Below are 18,883 nucleotides of genomic sequence, written 5' to 3'. Positions count from 1 at the left end.
CATGGGTGGGAGCGGAAATTCGCGCTAAAGCGAAATCCGATCTCGTTGGACGTCGTGAGAATCGTGCGGGCTGCATCTCCGAGCTGCTCAGGACGGCACCCCCCTCTGCCCTGTGTCCAGCCGATAGATGGGTAACACTTTGAACCGGATACATGGGTTACACTTCTCCCCCCTGCATAGCGGTGTCCGCCCCGGCGCCGGCTGGTCGGGGTTGCACGGCGCTGGGGCGGACAAGTCGCCTGGTCTTTCGATCGATAATGCCGAGCGGGTGGGTGTGGAAGCGTAGCGTCCAGGTCCCCTCTTGGTTCTCCTCGATGGCGACGGCCTCGCCGGCCAGCGCGCCGGCGACATAGACGAGGTCGCCATTCCACTTGATCTCGCCATTGGAACGCACCCGCCGCACCGCCGCCGCGGCCGGATAGTCGGGCTCGGGCAGGTGATCGGGCAGGCGCCGCGGCGACGGCCGGTACTGGGTGGCCGGCACCGCCATGGCGAGCGCCTCGTGCGGGCGCTCGTCGTTGTAGCTCTTGCGAAACGCGTCGAAGGCGGCCTGCTGCGCCGCCTGGTCGGCCTCCGGCGTCGCCGCCAGCGGCAGCATCGTCAGGTGGAAGCGTTCGTGGCGGCCGTTCTGCTGCGGTCTGCCCGGGGTGATGCGCTCAAGTCCGATGCCGAGCTTGATGAAGCGCACGGCAAGCGGCGTCAGTCCGGTGACGCCGGTCGCCGCGAAGGGCGAGCCGTTGTCGCTGCGGAAGCGGTCCGGCAGGCCGTGCTCCTTGAACAGCCGCTCGAACACCGGCCAGGCCTCCGCCTCCGACGGCGTTGCGCAGGCTTCAAGTGCCAGCACGTACCGGCTGGCTGCGTCCATCACCGTCAGCGGTTCGCAGCGCCGCCCGTCGCGGGTCCGGAACCAGCCCTTGTAGTCGCCGCTCCACACCGCATTGGGGTGGCTGACGGGCGCCAACGCGCCGGTGCCGGCCGCCCGCCAGCGCCCCCGCCGGCGCCCGACAAGACCATGCCGCTTCAGGATCTCGCCAACCGTCGAGGCCGCCGGCCAGCTCAGCTGCGGTTCGGTGCGCTGCAGCCGCGCCAGCACCTTCTTCGGACCCCACAACGGACGCGCCTCCTTCTCCGCCACGATCCGAGCCACCAGCTCCTCAGGCGTTGCCCGCCCATGCGCCAGCGGTGCCCGCGGCAGATCGAGCAGACCCTGCGGCCCAAGCGCGCGATAGCGGCCCAGCCATTTGTAGCCGGTCTTGCGCGAAATCCCGTAGGCCGCACACAGCGCCGTCATCGTCTCTTCGCCCTCCAGACATTCCCCGACAAACTTCAGCCGCTCGTCCATGATGCCAGTCTCTCTCCAAACCATCGCCGGGACCTCCCGGCGCAAAGAAAACTGTCACCTATGTAAACGGTCCGTTCTGTCACCCATCTATCCGGTTCGGACACCTGCCGGGCATCTCCCCCACAAGGGGGGAGATTGACAAGCGGCGACGTCCCGCTCAAGCAATTTGGCGACTTCGGCGTTCGCATGCTCACGGTCAGGCAGGGCGTTGCTTCTGGCCAATCTCCCCCCTTGTGGGGGAGATGCCCGGCAGGGCAGAGGGGGGTCAATGCTTCCCGATTCGTTGCAATCTGATCGGATCCTGCTCTAGCGCCGTGTACGTCCTCATTGCTCCCCAAGGAGCGGCCATTGCATTGCTCGCGTACATAGCTACGTTGCAGCACTGCAAGCAAGGGTCGAGCATCAGGGATGTAAAGTGGAAATTTCCCATCTTAAAGACTGCCCCATTTGGGCGGATACCATCGCGGACCGAGCATGGCATGCATGGTGGACAGAGAGTGATGTGTCATTGGCGGACTACCGCGCCCACCTCAATCCTATGATCGAAAGTGACGGCGTCCCCCTTGCTCTTGTTGCCCATGCAAACGGCGTCTACCTCGGATCAGTATTGGTCATCGAATGCGATCTTGATGATCGCCCGGAGTACGCACCGTGGATTGCTGCGCTCTGGGTCGAGCCCGATGCTAGAAGACACGGCATTGCTGCGAAACTGATTGAAGCGGCCCGCGCAGAGGCCGCTGAGAACGGGTACGACCTTTGTTATCTTTGCGCAACGCCCGATAACTCGCCATACTATCTGGCCCGTGGTTTCAAGCTGATCGAGAGCGATGTGTCAGGACTGAATGTGTTTTCGATCTAGCGATGCGTCCGCTAACGCTCCGATACCGGAAATTCGGGGTGCGAATGGCAGCAATGGGTCGTTCATGCCCTCAAAGGGCGCGGATGGACTGACAGGCCGATGTTACTGGCGGGGTCCCGATGGCCTGAAATGATAGGGACGAGCATCGCGTCCGCCTCAATCTCGAGGGTACCGCTGCTTCTCCTCAAGCACGTTGAGATCCATGTGATTGCGCATGTATCGCTCGGAAGCCTTCTGCAACGGCTGATAGTCCCAAGGATAATAAGCGCCGTTGCGCAAGGCCGTGTAGACCACCCACCGGCGCGCCTGGCTTTCGCGGACCGCGGCGTCGAACGCCGCGAGGCTCCAGCGCTTGTTTGCTTCGGCGAGCAAGCTGGTAAGGACTTCCTTGTAATCCGGGTCCTGCGCGAGATCTCTCAATTCATCGGGATCAGAGTCGATGTCGAACAGCAGCGGTGGGTCCTTGTCGCAGAGCGTCAGCTTGTATGCCCCCATTCGCAATCCAACGAGTGGTGCCTCCGAACCTTCTGCTGCGTATTCCATGGGTACCGCACCACGGTCGGCTTCGCCATGCACCAGCGGCGCGAGATCTTCGCCATCGGTCCAGGGGCGGATCGAAGCGATATCCAGGCCTGCAATGGAGGCGATCGTGGGCGTCACGTCGAGCGTCGACACCGGTACGCCTATCCTGCCGGGCTTCCAGCCGGGCGCCGATATCATCAGCGGCACGCGCGCCGAGCCTTCGAAGAAGCTCATCTTGAACCAGAGGCCGCGTTCCCCAAGCATGTCGCCATGGTCGGATACGAACAGTATAGCGGTATTCTCAGCCATGCCGGTTCGCTCGAGCACGTCAAGAATCTCGCCGATTTTCTCGTCCACGTAAGAGATACTGGCGAAATATCCGCGCCGAGCGCGCCGCACGTCATCTGCCGAAATGTCGAAGGACCGGTGGTCGCAAGCCTCCAGGAGGCGCTTAGAATGCAGATCCTGCTGCTCAAAGGGAATGGGCCCGATCTTCGGGTCAAGTGCAGGACAATCTTCATAGAGATCCCAGAAGCGCCTGCGAGCGACATAGGGATCGTGCGGATGTGTGAAGCTCACCGTCAGGCTCCACGGCCGCACGTCATTTCCGCGCGCAAGATCATAGAGCTTGCGTGTTGCATGGTAGGCGACCTCGTCGTCGTATTCCATCTGATTGGTGATCTCGGCAACCCCGGCGCCCGTGACGGAGCCGAGATTATGATACCACCAGTCGATGCGCTCGCCCGGTTTACGATAGTCCGGGGTCCAGCCGAAATCCGCCGGATAGATATCCGTCGTCAACCGTTCTTCGAAACCATGCAGTTGATCGGGCCCGACGAAGTGCATCTTTCCCGAGAGGCAAGTCTGGTATCCCGCCGCTCTGAGGTGGTGCGCGTAGGTCGGTATGTCCGAGGCAAATTCTGCCGCATTATCGTAGACGCGCGTGCGGCTCGGGAGTTGACCGGACATGAAGGATGCTCGCGCCGGTGCACAAAGCGGGCTGGCAGTATAGGCGTTGGCGAATCGAACCGAGCGATCAGCCAACGCCTTCAGGTTGGGCGCATGCAGAAAATCGGCGGGGCCATTGGGAAATAGAGTTCCGTTTAGCTGATCGACCATCAGGATCAGAATGTTGGGCCGCATGATTGAATCTTTCCTTTACAGTCCCAGAGTGGCCTTGACGCTCTCCAATCCAGGCCGACCATCGAATGTCGTCACCCCCGCGAGCCATTTATCGAGCATTTGCGGATGTTCGTTCAGCCAAGCTGCCGCCGCCTCCTTCGGGTCCTCACCTTCAAGGATTTTACCCATCAGCGTGTTTTCCATTGCGATGTCGAAAGACAGCTTCTTGAACAGGGCGGCGGCGTTGGGACACATCTTTGTCCAGCCGGACCGCGCAAGCGTGTAGACCTCCGCGCCACCGTAGTTCGGTCCGAAATAGGTGTCGCCGCCGGACAGATAGGTAATCTCAAATCGGTTGTTCATGGGGTGCGGCGCCCATGCGAGAAAGACGATGAATGCCTTCTTGGCTTCCGCTCGGTCCACTTGGGAAAGCATTGCCTGTTCGCTGGACTCGACCAGCTCCCAATCGCCAAGCCCGAAGTCGTTGGCGGCGATCATTTTCTCAATGCTGGCATTGGCCGGCGCCCCCGCCTCGATGCCGTAGATCAGGTGCTCGAACTCTTCGCCACGCTTCTGAAGATCAGAGAAATCCTTGATGCCTGCGTCGGCCACATAGGAGGGCACCGCCAGCGTGAATTTCGCTCCTTCAAGGTTGCGGTTGACGATCTCGACGGCATCGGCCTTTTTCAGGTCCTCAAGGAAGGCGGACTGGGCCGGCATCCAGTTGCCGAGGAAAACGTCGATCTCCCCGCTCTTCATCGACTCGTAGCCGATGGGCACCGAGAGCGTCTTGATGTCAGGCTCATATCCCAACGCCTCGAGCAGGACGCTCGCGACGGCATTGGTTGCGGTAATGTCCGTCCAGCCCGGATCGGACATGCGGATCACCTTGCAGGCCTCATCCTCTGCCGCGTGAACCGGTGCCGTGCCGGCGAGCGATAGAAAGAGACCCAACGCGAAACTGCCGACAGCCAAATTCCTGTTCATTGTTATTCCCCTGTGTTATTTGATTTCCGTATTCGTGCAGCTATCTAGGACCCCTGTGAAGCCCGGTATTCTTGATCTCTCCCATAAGGTTTTTCTATGAGACAGCGAGCGGTTGATCTGGGCTGGATGCGGCTGTTTGTGGAGGTGGCAAGGCGCGGCAACCTGACGTCCGCTGCGGCTGCGCTGAAAATCTCACAGCCGGCGATCAGTTATCAAATTCGACGCATAGAAGAACAGATCGGGGTGGATCTGCTGACCCGCGTGCACCGCGGCGTCGAACTCACGCCCGCGGGCCAAAGGCTTTATGACATCGCGAGGCGAGCGGTCGACGAAGTCGATGATGCTGTTCGTGCCTTTCGCGCCAACCAGGAACGTTCGACCATTCGGTTGCTGACCGATTACGCGTTCGCTTCGCTCTGGCTGATGCCGCGGATGCACGCCTTCCGGCTACTGTATCCCGAGTTGGACATCCAGATTGTCGCCACGCAGAGGCTGCAGCGGGAAGACTTGGGAGAGAGCGACGTTGCAGTCGCTTTCGGCGTGCAGCGCGATTTCGGCGACGGGGTCGTTTTGCTCTTGCCTGAAGTGGTCGCGCCTGTGTGTACCCCTGCGTTCGCCGAACAAAACGGGCCCTTCGCCGATGCTTCGTCGCTTGCAAAATCGACCCTGATTCATCTCGACAGCTCGGCGCCATCGCCGTGGTTCGAATGGACCACCTATTTATCGAATTTCAATGCGGTCAGGGATGCGCAGTCGGGACACGTCGATCTCAGCTTCAACACCTATTCGCTCGTCGTGCAGGCGGCGGTCGGAGGCCAAGGCATCGCGCTCGGGTGGAAAGGCCTCATAGATGATCACATTTCTTCCGGCCTTCTGGTCCCTGTTGGCCCCGCCCTTGAAGTCCGGGATCGCGGTTATTGGTTGATCCGACCTGAGCGGGCGGGCCAGCCTATCAGTCGCCTCGGAAGCTGGTTGTTAAGTGAGGCGAAGGCATGACCGCGACTAAGCTGCGCAATCGTTGACCTATGCAGCACCTTCGGACGGTCGCTTAACCCCCGTGGCGGAAAGCCAACCTCTTTAACCCATCAGGCGGACGCCAGCCGCACGATCTTCGCGACAAAGTCAGATTTGCCGCCAGTGTAGAATTTCCAGTCGCCGTTTGTCTCTGTCGCCAGTTTGCGCTTCAGAGCGGCGTATTCCGCAGCGTCTTCCGGATGAGTACGGAGCCAATCGCGAAACAGCATGCGTTTGACATGCGTGGGGTTCTCCGGCCCGCAGAGATAGAGCCGCGTGCCATAGGAGCCGTGGCCCGAGGTGAAGGTCCACATGCCATCACCGTATGGATCGCCGTGGAAGGTAAAGTCCGCGAGCGCCTTCACGCGCTCGACTGCCTCGACAACCCTCGCATCACTGCAAAGCACCGCGTCGATGTCGATTTTTGGCTTGGCACAAAGGCCGACGACCGATGTGCTCCCGACATGATGGATTTCGTCCACCATGTCACCGATCAACCCCACGATCCGGCTCTTTTCCTCCTCGAACAGTCCGGGCCATGCCGGATCATAATCTACAACCTTTATCGCGCTCATCCGTGCAATCACTCGGTTCGATTTTGATTGCAGCCTGTCCGATTCGCAGAGTTGATAGAATGCTGAGCCTTGTTGCCGGCCGATGTCCTGCAGCGCCGCGTGTTCCGCGTGAACGCCGACGACCGCTGTTGGTCAACGCAGGCCCTGCACATCAGGATGCCAAGGTCCGCATTGGCTGGTTTTCTGCCTTACGTCTCACTGATCGGAACGTGCAGGTAGCGCCAGCAGCGGACATTCCTGCACACATATCGCCCGCATGACGGCAACGACGCCTCGGGGCCTCTTAGAGCCGCCGTTGCCGCACTTCCGCGCGTCGCCTCCCTTATGAGGTCATCAAATCGATGACCCGCATGATCGCGACCGCACTGCTCGTGTTCTGGGTGCCTTCTGTCGTATCGGCGTTAGCGCAGGTCCAAACGTCACCCTTCTTGACTGTGAATTTCTTTCCGTTCTGAACGACCGAAAGTTCTCCCTCCGTCATGTGGCAGAGCATGTCGTTCTTCATCACGTTGTCCGGCGTCTTTGCACCGGGTTGGATAACAACATCGCGCAGCTTGACCATTTTATAAGCCGGTATGACCGAAGCCCGCTCACCAAGCGCAACAACTCTGACACCGGGACCGACCTCCTCACCCTCATCCGGGCCGTAAGTCTGGGCGGCTGCTGGTGTCACCCAAGCGATCAGAGGTGTGGCGGCCATTGTAAGACCGAGTGCGAGTGTGGATCTACGATTGACGGCTTCCATTGCTTCCTCCCTAGCCAACTTGGAAAAAAGTAGGCAACCGATCAGTGTCGAGCCGCTTCCACTAAGAGTCAACGGCACTTCCGATTTGGACTGTCTCGCCCACGCTCGTGGGCGAGAGGCTCCGAGAGGTCGACAAACCGCTGGGGTCCGCGTGCGAGGCGCGTTCGCACCGGCCGGGCCAGGACTTGCCTTCAGCTTGCCTCGATCAACATCGGCAAAGGGTCCCTTCTGAGACCTTCACCACCCAATGGACGGCGTACCCGTCTGCAAAGCCGATCCTAACAGAGGAACAAGCCGCCTCCGGGCCCGTTGCCGAAGCGAGAACAAGCAATCGCACGGAGGAACCCGGCATGCCAATTGAAAGGTCCGCGACACCGATCGACACCACGCGAATGACGGCGGTTACCCGCCAACTGCTTGATGCCTCGACCCTCTGCTCAATTGCGTCGGTTTCCGCCAACGGCCAGCCACACATCAACACCGCATATTTCGCGTGGGACGGTTCGCTAAACGTCGTCTGGATGTCCGAACGCGAAGCCCAGCACTCACAGAACGTGCGCACCAACGGCGCTGTGGCCATCGCGGTTTACGACTCGAGCCAAGTCTGGAGAGGTCCGAATCGCGGAATTCAGCTATTCGGGTCCGCGGATGAGCTCGAGGGAGAGGCGGTACGGGAGGCCAAAGCGATCTATGGCCGACGTTTCGATGCATTCGCCGAGAAGGATTTCGGGTCCTATTGCTTCTACCGCTGTCGACTGCAGCGGCTGAAGCTGTTTGACGAGCAGATGCTCGGAGATGCTACGTTCGTAACTGCTCGAGTCAGCTCGAACGGCGAACTCGCTTGGGAAAGGACGGAAGTCTACAGGGTTATGTAAGCTTTCACCGCGTCTCAACATCGCGAATCCACCCGAGAGCGGACATCGATCAGCGAGCCGCAATCTTCCGCTCCTGGCCCAAAGCAGGCCTGACGCGTTGACGCGGACCCATCCGGCGAGCCGCGAGATTAAGCAGGAACGTAGGTCAACCTGATCACATCCTCGCCAATACGATCATGAGTCATAAGGTGGAGCGGCGGCCGAGGTCCGGCGAAATATGGCTTGCCGTGACCAAGCACGACGGGGTGCAGGTAGATTCGATACTCATCGATCAAGCCAAGTTCGGTGAGGCTTTGCGCCAAGACCGGGCCAGCAACTTCGATCTCCCCGTCGCGCTCGGCCTTCAACGCGCGGATCGCGCCCTCAAGATCATCCTCAATAAGCCTGGCGTTGGGGCCGACGGACTTCAACGAGCGCGAGACGACCCATTTCGGCTGGTTCCGCCACGCCGCCGCGTAGGCACGTTCGTCTGCATCCCATTCAGGATGATCGTCGTCCCAGTAACGCATGATCTCATACATTTGGCGACCGTACACACTGCCCGCCTGCCCCTGAGCCTCCTCGATGAAGTGGCGGAAGAGCGTTGGGCCTGGCGCAAACGCCATATGATCGACGTAGCCGTCCAGGGACTGGTTCATTCCGAACACGAGCTTAGCCATAGCCACTTCCTTTCCTTAGATGGCACATCCGCGCGGGTCTGATTGTGTTATGCAATCGGTTGTAAGATAGATCTACTGGTTTTATTTCGCAATTGGTTTTTGGAGTGCGCATGAACGCCGCGCGCCTAATCAGACGCCACAGCACACGACGGTAGCGTGCTGCTGCCTCGCCGGTTGCGGTAGGCGCCGCAGACGTGACGCTGTAACGCCCCGGACAACGCCGACGAGCGCAAGCCTGTTTTGCTTGAAGGCTGACGGGCGATCGAGACCGCACCATTGAAAATTCACAGCTCGACCTGGCCGATCAACTGGAAAAGTTGATTGCCTTACTCTTCTTTGCGGACTAAAGCGATGACGAGATTCATCTGGAGGAGATCGCCATGGCGACAGCACGCAAAATCGCAACTCTCTTCGGCTTCCTGGCCGTTCTGGCCGGAACCGCGCTTGCTGAGGACGGCAAGACGGTGACGGTGAAAGACGACCGCGGCGTCGAGGTAAAGGTTCCCGTCCAGCCAAAACGCATCGCGTCGATTTCCTACTTTGCCGACGATGTCGCGTTGGCGCTCGGCATCAAGCCCGTGGCCAGCACCTATATGGTGGCCGACCGCGCGCCCGACTTCCTCCTCGGCCTGACGAAGGATATGTCGCAGATCGGCCAGCGCGCCAAGCCGAACCTCGAACTGCTGTCGGAAGCGAAGCCCGACCTGATCGTTGCGATCCGCCGCTACACCGTCGGCAACGCGCCACAGCTCGAGAAGATTGCGCCCTACGTCGCCTACAACATGGAACTGCTCGATGGCAGCGACAAGGAGATCGCCGAACTCTCCAGGATACTCGGCAATCCCGAGCGCGGCCTTCAGCTGAACAGGGAGTTCCGGGCACATCTGGCTGAAATCTCCGCGAAGGCCCCGAAGGATGTTCATCCGCGGTTTGCGATCATGTGGGGCGGCGAAGTGCCGTTCGCGTTCCACGACGAGAACACGTCCGCTTCCATCGTCAAGGCCATCGGCGGCGAGAACATCGCCGGAGCCATGAAGCCGGGAGGCGAGTTCGGTATCGACCTCAGCCTGGAGACGATGCTCGAGAAGGACCCGGAGGTCCTCTTCATCTACGACTACGGCCCGGATCGCCCGCATGAAAACAACCCGATCTGGAGCCAGCTCACGGCGGTCAAGAACAACCGCGTCTTCTATGTCGGCGACCATTGGGTCGAGACCAACGGCCCGATCGCGCGCGAGATCGTGCTCAGAGAGGCGGCCCACTATCTTTACCCGGAAGTCTTCCCCAAGGCGGACGTGCGGGCTGAGGCCGCGAAGATAATCCCCGCCGCGATCCAGAAGTAACGAGTTGACCGCGACGATGATGGACGCACGGAAATCTTCGATAGCCATCTCTCTCGTCGTCGTCGCGACACTGCTGCTCATCGTCGTCGGGCTGTTGCCCGGCGCGAAAACACTCTCGATAGACGCGGTTGTTCGAGCCCTCCTTGCCCCCGACGGCAAGATCGAGTCGATCCTTGTCTGGACGCTCAGGCTCCCACGGAGCCTGGCCGCAGCGGTTGCGGGCGCGGGCCTTGCGGTCTCGGGCTATCTGCTTCAGTCGCTGACCCGCAATCCCCTCGCCGATCCTGGTATCACGGGCGTGACCGCCGGAGCGGTCGCGCCGATCGTCGCCTGCTTCGTTCTGTTACCGTGGGTTTCGTCGTTCTATTACCCGTTCGCCGGACTCGCCGGAGGACTCGCGGCGGCGTCGGTGACGTTCTGGGTGGCGCGGGGCGGCAATGGTCGTCCGCTTCACCTGGCCCTTGGCGGCATAAGCGTCTCGCTCTTCCTCGGGGCGATCACGATCTATGTCCTGCTGCTCGCGGGGCCGCAGTCGACCGCTCTCATGTTCTGGATATCGGGTGGCTTCGCGGGGAGGACGTGGTCGCACCTGCTTCACATGTTGCCCTGGGTCATCATCGGCGTGGTTGGCGCTCTGTTGCTGCACAGGGTCATCGCGATGTTCTCGCTGAGCGACCATGCCGCCGCCGGAATGGGCGTGCAGCTCAATCTGTGGAAGCCAATTCTCCTTGTTCTTGGCATCTGTCCCGTGGCAGGCGTCGCGCCCGCCGCCGGGCCTGTCGCCTTCGTCGGACTGGCGGCGCCCCACATCGCCCGGCTGTTGAGACCGCGAGGAACCGGTTGGGAAATCGGGCTTACCGCCGCCATCGGATCGTTGATCGTGACGGCGGCGGACCTCACCGCGCGAACGATCGCCATCCCCAAGGAGCTCCCGGTCGGCATCATTACGGCGCTTCTGGGCGGCCCTATCTTTGTCTACCTGATCCAGCGCGGCCGACTTGAGTTCAAAGGGGAGCGCGCATGACATCAAACTCTCCGGCGATTGCGCAACCAAACGCCTGGCTCCTCCCCGCTGCCGCTCTCCTGGTTCTCATCTCCCTCGCCGCCGCGGTCTTCCTCGGTGTCGTCGACATCCCTGCTGAAGACATTGTCGCGGTGCTGACCGGCGGCGGTTCGTCGGAGGCCCGTGCCATTATCCTCGACATCCGGCTGCCGCGGATCGTGACGGGCATCCTCGCCGGCATCCAATTCGCGCTGGCGGGCCTCATTCTTCAGACGATCACCCGAAACCCCCTCGCCGATCCGTCACTCATGGGCGTTTCCCAGGGGGCAACGCTGACGGTGACGATCTTCCTGCTGTTCACGGTCTACATCTTCAATCCCGGCTCCCACACGGTTGCCGAGCTCCCGATCGGATGGCTGCCTGCCGCCGGAACGGTCGGAGGGATGATCGCAGGCGGCATCATCTATCTCCTGGCATTCCGCCTCGGGCTCAGCCCGCTCCGGATCACGCTCTGCGGCATCGCCATCGGCGCGATCCTGCACGCCATCACCATCGGCCTGATTGCCGGCTGGGGTTCTGCACGCATCGAGATCATCCTCGAATGGCTCTCGGGAAGCCTCTATGCCCGAACCTGGGATCACGCGCTCTTCCTGTTGCCGTTCACGGCCGCGGGCCTCGCCGTGCTCCCGCTGATCTACCGCCCGCTCATCCTTCTCCAATTCGACGCGGCCGTGGCCCGATCCTTCGGCCTGTCCTATCGCAAGCAGTTCTCGCTGGCCCTGCTGGTCTCCTGTGCGCTTGCGGCCAGCGCCGTTGGATCAGTCGGCCCGATCGTGTTCGTCGGACTTGTCGTGCCGCACCTGGCGCGGTTCCTCGCCGGACGGCATTTCCCGCTTGTCCTGCCGCTCACCATCGTGCTCGGCGCGGTCATCGTCACGCTCGGCGACTTGATCGGACGGCTCGCCGGTCGTGCCGAGGAAGTGCCGATCGGGGTGGTCACTGCCATCGTCGGCGCGCCAGCTTTGCTCGCGCTTCTGCGCAAGGTTCCCTAAGAGATCATGATGCCTCTGTCCTGTTCCCAACTGTCGGTTCTCTACGGTCGCCGAAAGGCGCTGAACGGCTTTTCGCTTTCCATGGAGCCGGGCGAGATACGCGCTCTGATCGGCCCAAACGGATCAGGCAAGAGCACGGCGCTCCAGGCGCTTGCGGGCCTGATCGCGCCCGCGGAGGGTCGGGCCGAGATCGAAGGTGTCGCCGCCGCCTCCATGTCGCGACGCGCCATCGCGAAGAAACTCGCCTTCCTGCCGCAGCAACCGACGGCTCCCGATGAGATGACGATTGCCCAGCTCGTCCGGCAGGGGCGGTTTCCCCATGTCGGCCTCTTCCGCTCCTATGGACGCAAGGACGAGGAAGCCATCGAATGGGCGCTCGAGAGCACCGGCCTCACGAGTCTGGCGGACCGAACGCTGCAGGAACTTTCCGGCGGCGAGCGGCAGCGGGCGTGGATATCGGCAGCCCTGGCGCAGGAGGCGGGAATCCTGCTGCTGGATGAGCCGACGTCCTTCCTCGATATCGGCTATCAGGTCGAGGTCCTGGACCTCGTCCATCGCCTCAGCCGCGAGCGGGGTGTTACCATCGTCATGGCGATCCATGACATCAACCAAGCCATTGCCGTCAGCGACCGCATCTCCCTTCTTGAGAAAGGCGAGCTGCGTTTCGATGGCGAGCCGAGAGCGCTTGCGGAAAGCGGGCTGATCGAGCAGACGTTTCGCGTCAAGGGGCGGTTCGTCGAGGTCGCTCCCGACAAGCCGCCCCATTTCGACGTCGAGCTTACAAAGCTGTCTTAACCAAGCGGAACACGATTTTGGTCTGGGTGTAGTAGTCGAGCGCGTCGGCGAAGTCCGGCGTCCAACCATCCTCGATGAATGGAATGAAGCCGTCATATTCGAGCTTGCGGCCGGACACTGCGAATCCCGCCTTCGCAAAGGCTCGTGCGTAGTCCGTGATCGAACGGTCCTGGACGACGGTGTTCGTGCGGTTGGCGACCAGGTCGCGCCATTTCGGCCAGAGCGGATTGTCGGTGTGGCAACCGGTGACGGCATAGTAGACGCCGCCCGGCTTCAGCGCCTTGAAGATGTCGGCGGCATGTGCGTCGATGTCCCCGACGAGATAGATCACCTCATGGCTGATCGCGAGATCGAATTCCTCGACCCACCCCTCAAGCGCTCCGCCGACCGCGTGCTGCACGGGAATGTTGCCCTTGAAAGCCTCGGCCTTGGCGATCGACTGTTCCGCGATGTCGATGCCGAGCGCCTTTCGGAACGGCCTGATCGCATAGAGATGCCGCAACAGGCCGCCCTGATTGCAGCCGAAGTCGAGCACGCTTTTCTCCGAGAGATCGCGCTCGACGATCAGTTCGATGAGATGCCGCCAGATCGGAGCGTGCCCATCAGACATCCGGTCCTCGGCATCCGGGTCGACATACCAGGTGGTGATGGTCTCGGGGGCTTGGCTCATTGCGGTCTCCAACGCGAATCGTGTCAGGCCAGTCTCTTAGAGCCCTTCAGGGTGAAATTGAAACAGTTCTGTTGGCTCACACGGGGTCGGATGGTCGACCGGCCGGCACGCGGCGTAGCCAAAGCATATGTCCTCGGGCGCGCTGGGCGTCAGGCCCCTCCTGGTGCCTCACAAGGGATAATTGATGCTATAAAATAGAAAGCCGGTTTTACTAATATCCGCCTCGCTCATAAAGCAACCACTAAAGCAAATTCCCCTATAAAATCAGTGTGGTAGAAAAGCTGCAATCGTTGAGCAAATGCTCGTTTTTGCAATCTCCTGATGCGGCGAACCTGTTTTCCTGAAATACCTTCATCAGCACTTCACTTTCCGTGTCTGCTTAATGGTCCGGTCGAACTGCTCTGCGGAGAGCGTCACTGGGACGTTCAGCCGCGGCTCGGGTCGGGCGTCGAGGGTGGCCGTGCAGGGGATATGGGGTTCATGAGCAGTCCGGGGTCGTTTCCGGTGGTCCATGCCGATATGGCGCCGTCCGCGTCTCTTCGGCTGCAGGACGGCGTTGACCGTCCTTTCGAGAAATCCACGGGCATAAGAGGCGAGGCAACGGCCGAGACGCGGCAGATCCTTTCGGAAGAGATCGGCCAAAGGGTGCGGTTGGCATTCCAGGCGTTGGAAACGCGTTACCGTGGGCTTCCCGAAGCCAAATGGGACATGTTGCTCGCCCACTATGTCTACGGCCTGACGGCGGTGGTCCTTGCCGGCGAAGCGCCCTCTCAGCATCTCAAGACAATTCGAGCCCATCTCGAAGAGGTGATCCCGGCCGAGCGAGCCGCAAGGGCGCTTGAAGCGGTGCCCGAGGAAGGCGACGCCTGGCTTGAGAACACGCTCGCAAGCGTCGAATCAATCGGCGGCAGGCATGGCCATGCACTTCTGGCGCACGGCACCGATGTCAGCCGCATCATGCCATCCTCGAACGGACACGCATCACCGGCAAGGCCGGGGGAGTCTGCCGCGATCGAGAGCGAAGCGGTACAGGAGGTACTCATCCCGTGACGTCCCTGCAAGGAACAATCGCACAACGTGAACCGGCCCGCTTCGCCGCAAGCTGCTCTAGCGGTGCGCACAAGGCTAACCGCTCGGTGCGCCGCCGGCTGATGATGGCGCTGCGCCTGGCGCACCGCGTGCTTGGCCCGAGGCGAGATCGGCTGGGGTGCGGCATGCTCGGCATCGGCGGAAGCCTCGCCGGTGTTGCATCGGCGGCCGCGATGCTCGTGATCGCCGCCCCGGCGCAGGCGCAATATGCCGCCGGCGGCGGCACGGCGACTGGCTCCGGCAGTGTTGCGGTGGGACCTAGCGCCAGCGCGACCGGCCTACGCGGCGTCGCGGTTGGATCTGGAGCAACGCAGGCCGGAATCGATTCCATCGCCCAGGGTACCAGCGCTAACGCGGGCAGCCAGAACGCCATCGCCATCGGCTTCCAGTCGGACGCGTCCGAGTTGAACTCCATCCACATTGGCGCAAGCACTATTGCAGGAGCAGGTGCCACCGCCGTAGGCGCCATCGCCATCGGTACGGATACGACCGCATCTCAGTTTGGGGCCACGGCGATAGGCATCCAAGCCATAGCGTCGGGGCAAACCGCGATAGCTTTCGGCAGGGCCGCGGTTGCCTCGAACACCAGCGCGATGGCGCTGGGCACCGGCGCGGTCGCGAGCAACATCAATGCGGTCGCGCTCGGCGCGAGCGCCGATGCCACCGCAGCCGGCTCGAGCGCCCTGGGCACCTTCGCCCTCGCTTCGGGATCGAACTCCACCGCGGTCGGCGTCAGCTCCAGCGCCACCGCCACCTTTGCGTCCGCCTTTGGCCGCCTCGCCAACGCGAGTGGGATTAATTCGCTCGCTGCTGGCTATCAAGCCAATGCGTCGGGGTTGAACGCCGTCTATCTTGGCGCGCGCACTGCAGCGGGAACGGGCGCCCTTCAAGAGAGCGCCATCGCCATCGGCACGGACGTGACGGCGTCTCAGGTCGACGCCATTGCGATCGGACGCCAAAGCCAGTCGACGGGCACGAGCGCCACGGCGATGGGCAGGAACGCCAGTGCCTGGGGCAACCAGTCCATCGCACTCGGCCTGGGCGCGATTGCGGGCGTTCAGGCCAACACGGCCATACCCAACAGCATCGCGATCGGCACCAATGCGGTCTCTTCCGGCGGCTTCGCCGTCGCGCTCGGCCAGGCCACGCAGGCCACTGCCGATTTTGGCACGGCAGTCGGCAACGGGGCTTTCGCCAGCGCCAACAGTTCCACTGCCCTCGGACGTGACTCCGGTGCCAGCGGAATCGACAGTACCGCTCTCGGCCGCGGCGCCCAATCCATCGGCGAGAGTGCCGTCGCTGTCGGCGCTGGGACGCGTGCGTCCGGGATAAACTCCGTCTATGTCGGCTCGAGCACTTTTGCGACAAGCGCCAGTGGAGCGAACGCCATCGCCGTCGGAACGGATGTGACGGCGTCCGCGAGCGACACCATTGCGATGGGACGCGACAGCGGGGCGACTGCAACCAACGCCATCGCCGTCGGTCTCCAGTCTTTTGCGGACTCCGCCGACGCCGTCGCCATCGGCACCAGGGCGACCGCAACCGGGGGCAAGGCCGTCGCGATCGGCTTCGAGAACGTCGCTTATGGCGACGGCGCGGTCTCGATCGGCGATCCGAGCTATGCCAGCGGCACCGGCGCCTTCACGGGCGGCGCGAACAACATCGCCAATGCCGATGGCACGGCGAGCGCCACGGCGGCCAACCAGGCCGCCGGCGCGGTCGCGATCGGCAACAACAACGTCGCGATCGGCCAGGGCTCGGTGGCGCTCGGCAACTTCAGCCGTGCGGGCGCTGCGGGCGCGGTCGCGTTCGGTGACGGTGCCATCGCCAACAATGCCCGCGACGTCGCCCTGGGTTCGGGCTCGGTCACGGCCGTCGCGGTACCCACGCCGAACACCATTATCAACGGAACGACCTACAACTTCGCCGGCGCGGCCCCGACCTCGACCGTCAGCGTCGGCGCCCCCGGCGCCGAGCGCACCATCACCAATGTGGCGGCAGGCCGGATCTCCGAGACCTCGACCGATGCGATCAACGGTTCGCAGCTCTTCGCGACGAACCAGGCGATCACCGCAGTCGGGGACGGTCTCGACACGTTTGGCACGAGCGTATCGACGGCGCTCGGCGGCACATCTGTCTATAATCCCACCACCAACCAGGTGACGGCGGGACTTGCGATCGGCGGCACGACCTATAACAGCGTGCAGTCCGCCCTCACCGCCGTGAACAGCACGGCCTCGACCGGCTGGAACCTGCAGGCGAACGGGGGTGCCGCGACGAACGTCGCTCCGGGCGGGACGGTGCAGCTCCTCAACGGGCAGAACATCTCCGTCACGCGCAGCGGCACGGATATCACAATCGCCACGACGCCGGCCCTCACCGCCGACAGCCTGACGCTGTCGAGCGGGCAAGTGTTCGACGCCGCGGGCCTCCTCATGAACGGCACCGGCATCAGCGGCCTTTTGGACGGGACGGTCTCCGCCACCTCGACCGAAGCGATCAATGGCTCGCAGCTCTACGGCACGTCGCTCAGCATCGCCAACATTCTCGGCGGCGGCGCCATCGTGAACCCGGACGGCACCGTCAGCAGCCCGACCTACACGATCGCGGGCAGCAGCCACACAACGGTGGGCGGCGCCTTCACAGCCATCGACGACGCCATCAGCGGCGGCGGGGGAATAAAATATTTCCACGCCAATTCGATACTTGCGGATTCGAGCGCCGCGGGAACCGACTCGGTCGCCATCGGCCCGCAGAGCGTCGCAACCGGCAACAACAGCTTCGCGGCAGGCTTGAACGCCCAGGCAAGCGCCAACACCTCGCTCGCCATCGGCCAGAACACTCAGTCGACGGTGCTCGGCGCCGTGGCGCTCGGCTCGGGCTCGGTGGCCGACCGGGCGATCGCGCCGGCATCCGGCAGCATTCTCGTCGGCACCCATATCATCCCGTACAACACGTCGGACAAGATCCTGCTCGGCGCGGTTTCGGTGGGCAACTCGACGTCCTTACGGCAGATCACCAACGTCGCCGACGGCACGGAGGACCAGGACGCAGTCACCATCCGCCAGCTCAAGGGGGCACTGTCATCGTTCACGGTGTCGCCCACCAAATACTTCCACGCCGACGCCGATTCGCTGGCGTCGGACTCGGTTGCAGCGGGCGCCGAATCCGTAGCGATCGGCCCGCGCACGACCGTCAACGGCGATAACGGCATCGGCATGGGCAACGGCGCCATCGTCCAGATGACGGCGCCCGGCGGCGTCGCCATCGGCCACAATTCGACGGTCAACCTGGACGACGGCATCGCGCTCGGCACGAATTCGACCGCGAACGGTATCCAGGCAATGGCCCTCGGCGCCGGCGCCACTGCCAATGAACCGGGCAGCGTGGCTCTCGGCGCGGGCTCGACCACCGCGGCCGCAGTGGCGACCACCGGCGCCACGATCAACGGCGTCGCCTACACCTTCGCGGGTAGCAACCCGACGAGCACGGTGAGCGTGGGCGGCGTCGGCAGTGAACGCACAATCACCAATGTTGCCGCGGGCCGCATCAGCGCCACATCCACCGACGCCATCAACGGCAGCCAGCTCCATGCGACCAATCAGGCCGTCGAATCCCTGCAGACGGGAATTGGCGATCTTGAGGAGGTCGCCGTCAAATATGACCAAAACCCTGATGGCACCAAGGCGAACTCAATAACACTCGTGGGCGGCGACCCCGGCGCGCCCGTTGTCATCCACAATGTCGGGGCCGGCGTGGCCGACACGGATGCGGCGAACGTAGGGCAGGTAAAAGCCATTGCCGGCACAGTGGCCGGCTCGAAGAAATATACGGACGACCGGGCGACCTGGGCGGTCGGCCAGGCAAAAACCTACACCGACGAGGTGGCAGGCACGACCCTGAACTCGGCCAACGCCTACACCGACTCCAGGCTCAGCCAGCTCAACACGGACTTGGGCGGCATCCGGAGCGAGGCTCGACAGGCGGCGGCGATCGGCCTGGCGGCGGCGTCGCTGCGTTATGACGACCGGCCCGGTAAGCTGAGCGTCGCGGCCGGCGGCGGCTATTGGCGTGACGAGGGGGCGTTTGCGTTCGGCGCCGGCTACACCAGCGAGGACGGCCGCGTTCGGGCCAATCTTTCCGGTACGACCGCGGGCGGTGCGTGGGGCGTCGGGGCTGGCCTCAGCGTGACCTTGAATTGAGGATCACGACGACATGGCCAGCGGCGGGC

16 protein-coding genes are annotated in these 18,883 nt (G+C 62.7%); 9 read left to right on the top strand and 7 right to left on the bottom strand.

The window, feature by feature from the left end:
• Positions 1 to 157 precede the first annotated feature (157 nt).
• On the bottom strand, positions 158 to 1,366 hold the full coding sequence (locus PZN02_RS14830) for a helix-turn-helix domain-containing protein (protein ID WP_280658725.1): 1,209 nt from the start codon (positions 1,364 to 1,366) through the stop codon (positions 158 to 160).
• A 391-nt stretch (positions 1,367 to 1,757) separates the two neighbouring features.
• Here PZN02_RS14830 and PZN02_RS14825 point away from each other — a divergent pair, with 391 nt between their 5' ends.
• Entirely contained in the window at positions 1,758 to 2,201 is a 444-nt protein-coding gene (locus PZN02_RS14825; RefSeq protein WP_280658724.1) for a GNAT family N-acetyltransferase, read from the top strand.
• A 156-nt stretch (positions 2,202 to 2,357) separates the two neighbouring features.
• Here the strand turns inward: PZN02_RS14825 and betC are convergent, their stop codons facing one another.
• Together betC and choX are read right to left on the bottom strand one after the other, a co-directional pair.
• Positions 2,358 to 3,869, bottom strand: coding sequence for a choline-sulfatase (betC, locus tag PZN02_RS14820; protein ID WP_280661509.1), 1,512 nt, complete (start codon positions 3,867 to 3,869; stop codon positions 2,358 to 2,360).
• Positions 3,870 to 3,881: 12 nt separating this feature from the next.
• Entirely contained in the window at positions 3,882 to 4,832 is a 951-nt protein-coding gene (gene choX, locus PZN02_RS14815; RefSeq protein WP_280658723.1) for a choline ABC transporter substrate-binding protein, read from the bottom strand.
• Between the two features lie 96 nt (positions 4,833 to 4,928).
• On the opposite strand from choX, the gene PZN02_RS14810 reads away from it, so the two are divergent.
• Positions 4,929 to 5,828 (top strand): choline sulfate utilization transcriptional regulator, encoded by a 900-nt coding sequence (locus PZN02_RS14810; RefSeq protein ID WP_280658722.1) that lies wholly within the window; start codon positions 4,929 to 4,931, stop codon positions 5,826 to 5,828.
• Between the two features lie 89 nt (positions 5,829 to 5,917).
• Here PZN02_RS14810 and PZN02_RS14805 read toward each other — a convergent pair whose 3' ends face one another.
• Both PZN02_RS14805 and PZN02_RS14800 read right to left on the bottom strand, forming a co-directional pair.
• Positions 5,918 to 6,421 carry a GrpB family protein gene (locus tag PZN02_RS14805; RefSeq protein WP_280658721.1) on the bottom strand — a complete coding sequence of 168 codons (504 nt, stop codon included), beginning with the start codon at positions 6,419 to 6,421 and terminating at the stop codon, positions 5,918 to 5,920.
• A 322-nt stretch (positions 6,422 to 6,743) separates the two neighbouring features.
• Positions 6,744 to 7,166, bottom strand: a complete 423-nt coding sequence (locus tag PZN02_RS14800; protein WP_280658720.1) for a cupin domain-containing protein — start codon at positions 7,164 to 7,166, stop codon at positions 6,744 to 6,746.
• A 350-nt stretch (positions 7,167 to 7,516) separates the two neighbouring features.
• On the opposite strand from PZN02_RS14800, the gene PZN02_RS14795 reads away from it, so the two are divergent.
• The gene (locus tag PZN02_RS14795) at positions 7,517 to 8,041 is read left to right on the top strand and encodes a pyridoxamine 5'-phosphate oxidase family protein (RefSeq protein WP_280658719.1); all 525 of its coding nucleotides are present in this window, start codon (positions 7,517 to 7,519) and stop codon (positions 8,039 to 8,041) included.
• Between the two features lie 128 nt (positions 8,042 to 8,169).
• Here the strand turns inward: PZN02_RS14795 and PZN02_RS14790 are convergent, their stop codons facing one another.
• Positions 8,170 to 8,700, bottom strand: a complete 531-nt coding sequence (locus PZN02_RS14790) for a dihydrofolate reductase family protein (RefSeq protein ID WP_280658718.1) — start codon at positions 8,698 to 8,700, stop codon at positions 8,170 to 8,172.
• 380 nt (positions 8,701 to 9,080) lie between these two features.
• On the opposite strand from PZN02_RS14790, the gene PZN02_RS14785 reads away from it, so the two are divergent.
• From PZN02_RS14785 to PZN02_RS14770, 4 genes are read left to right on the top strand one after another with little or no spacing between them, the layout of a single operon-like run.
• Positions 9,081 to 10,043, top strand: coding sequence for an ABC transporter substrate-binding protein (locus tag PZN02_RS14785; RefSeq protein ID WP_280658717.1), 963 nt, complete (start codon positions 9,081 to 9,083; stop codon positions 10,041 to 10,043).
• Positions 10,044 to 10,062: 19 nt separating this feature from the next.
• The gene (locus PZN02_RS14780) at positions 10,063 to 11,067 is read left to right on the top strand and encodes a FecCD family ABC transporter permease (protein WP_280661508.1); all 1,005 of its coding nucleotides are present in this window, start codon (positions 10,063 to 10,065) and stop codon (positions 11,065 to 11,067) included.
• Positions 11,064 to 12,098: a FecCD family ABC transporter permease gene (locus PZN02_RS14775; protein WP_280658716.1), complete on the top strand. Its 1,035-nt coding sequence runs from the start codon at positions 11,064 to 11,066 to the stop codon at positions 12,096 to 12,098. The genes PZN02_RS14780 and PZN02_RS14775 overlap by 4 nt, the downstream gene beginning before the upstream one ends.
• 9 nt (positions 12,099 to 12,107) lie before the next feature.
• Complete coding sequence (locus PZN02_RS14770; RefSeq protein WP_280661507.1) at positions 12,108 to 12,893, top strand: ABC transporter ATP-binding protein; 786 nt, start codon at positions 12,108 to 12,110, stop codon at positions 12,891 to 12,893.
• Here PZN02_RS14770 and PZN02_RS14765 read toward each other — a convergent pair.
• A complete protein-coding gene (locus PZN02_RS14765) occupies positions 12,877 to 13,563 on the bottom strand; it encodes a class I SAM-dependent methyltransferase (protein WP_280658715.1) in 687 nt (228 codons plus the stop codon). The genes PZN02_RS14770 and PZN02_RS14765 overlap by 17 nt on opposite strands.
• A gap of 480 nt (positions 13,564 to 14,043) precedes the next feature.
• Here PZN02_RS14765 and PZN02_RS14760 point away from each other — a divergent pair, with 480 nt between their 5' ends.
• Entirely contained in the window at positions 14,044 to 14,613 is a 570-nt protein-coding gene (locus tag PZN02_RS14760) for a hypothetical protein (protein ID WP_280658714.1), read from the top strand.
• A complete protein-coding gene (locus PZN02_RS14755; protein ID WP_280658713.1) occupies positions 14,610 to 18,854 on the top strand; it encodes a YadA-like family protein in 4,245 nt (1,414 codons plus the stop codon). The genes PZN02_RS14760 and PZN02_RS14755 overlap by 4 nt, the downstream gene beginning before the upstream one ends.
• Positions 18,855 to 18,883 lie beyond the last annotated feature (29 nt).

Source organism: Sinorhizobium garamanticum (assembly GCF_029892065.1).
Lineage (GTDB): Bacteria > Pseudomonadota > Alphaproteobacteria > Rhizobiales > Rhizobiaceae > Sinorhizobium > Sinorhizobium garamanticum.
Note: the sequence above shows the minus strand (reverse complement) of the source record. Positions and strands in the feature narration are given on the sequence as shown.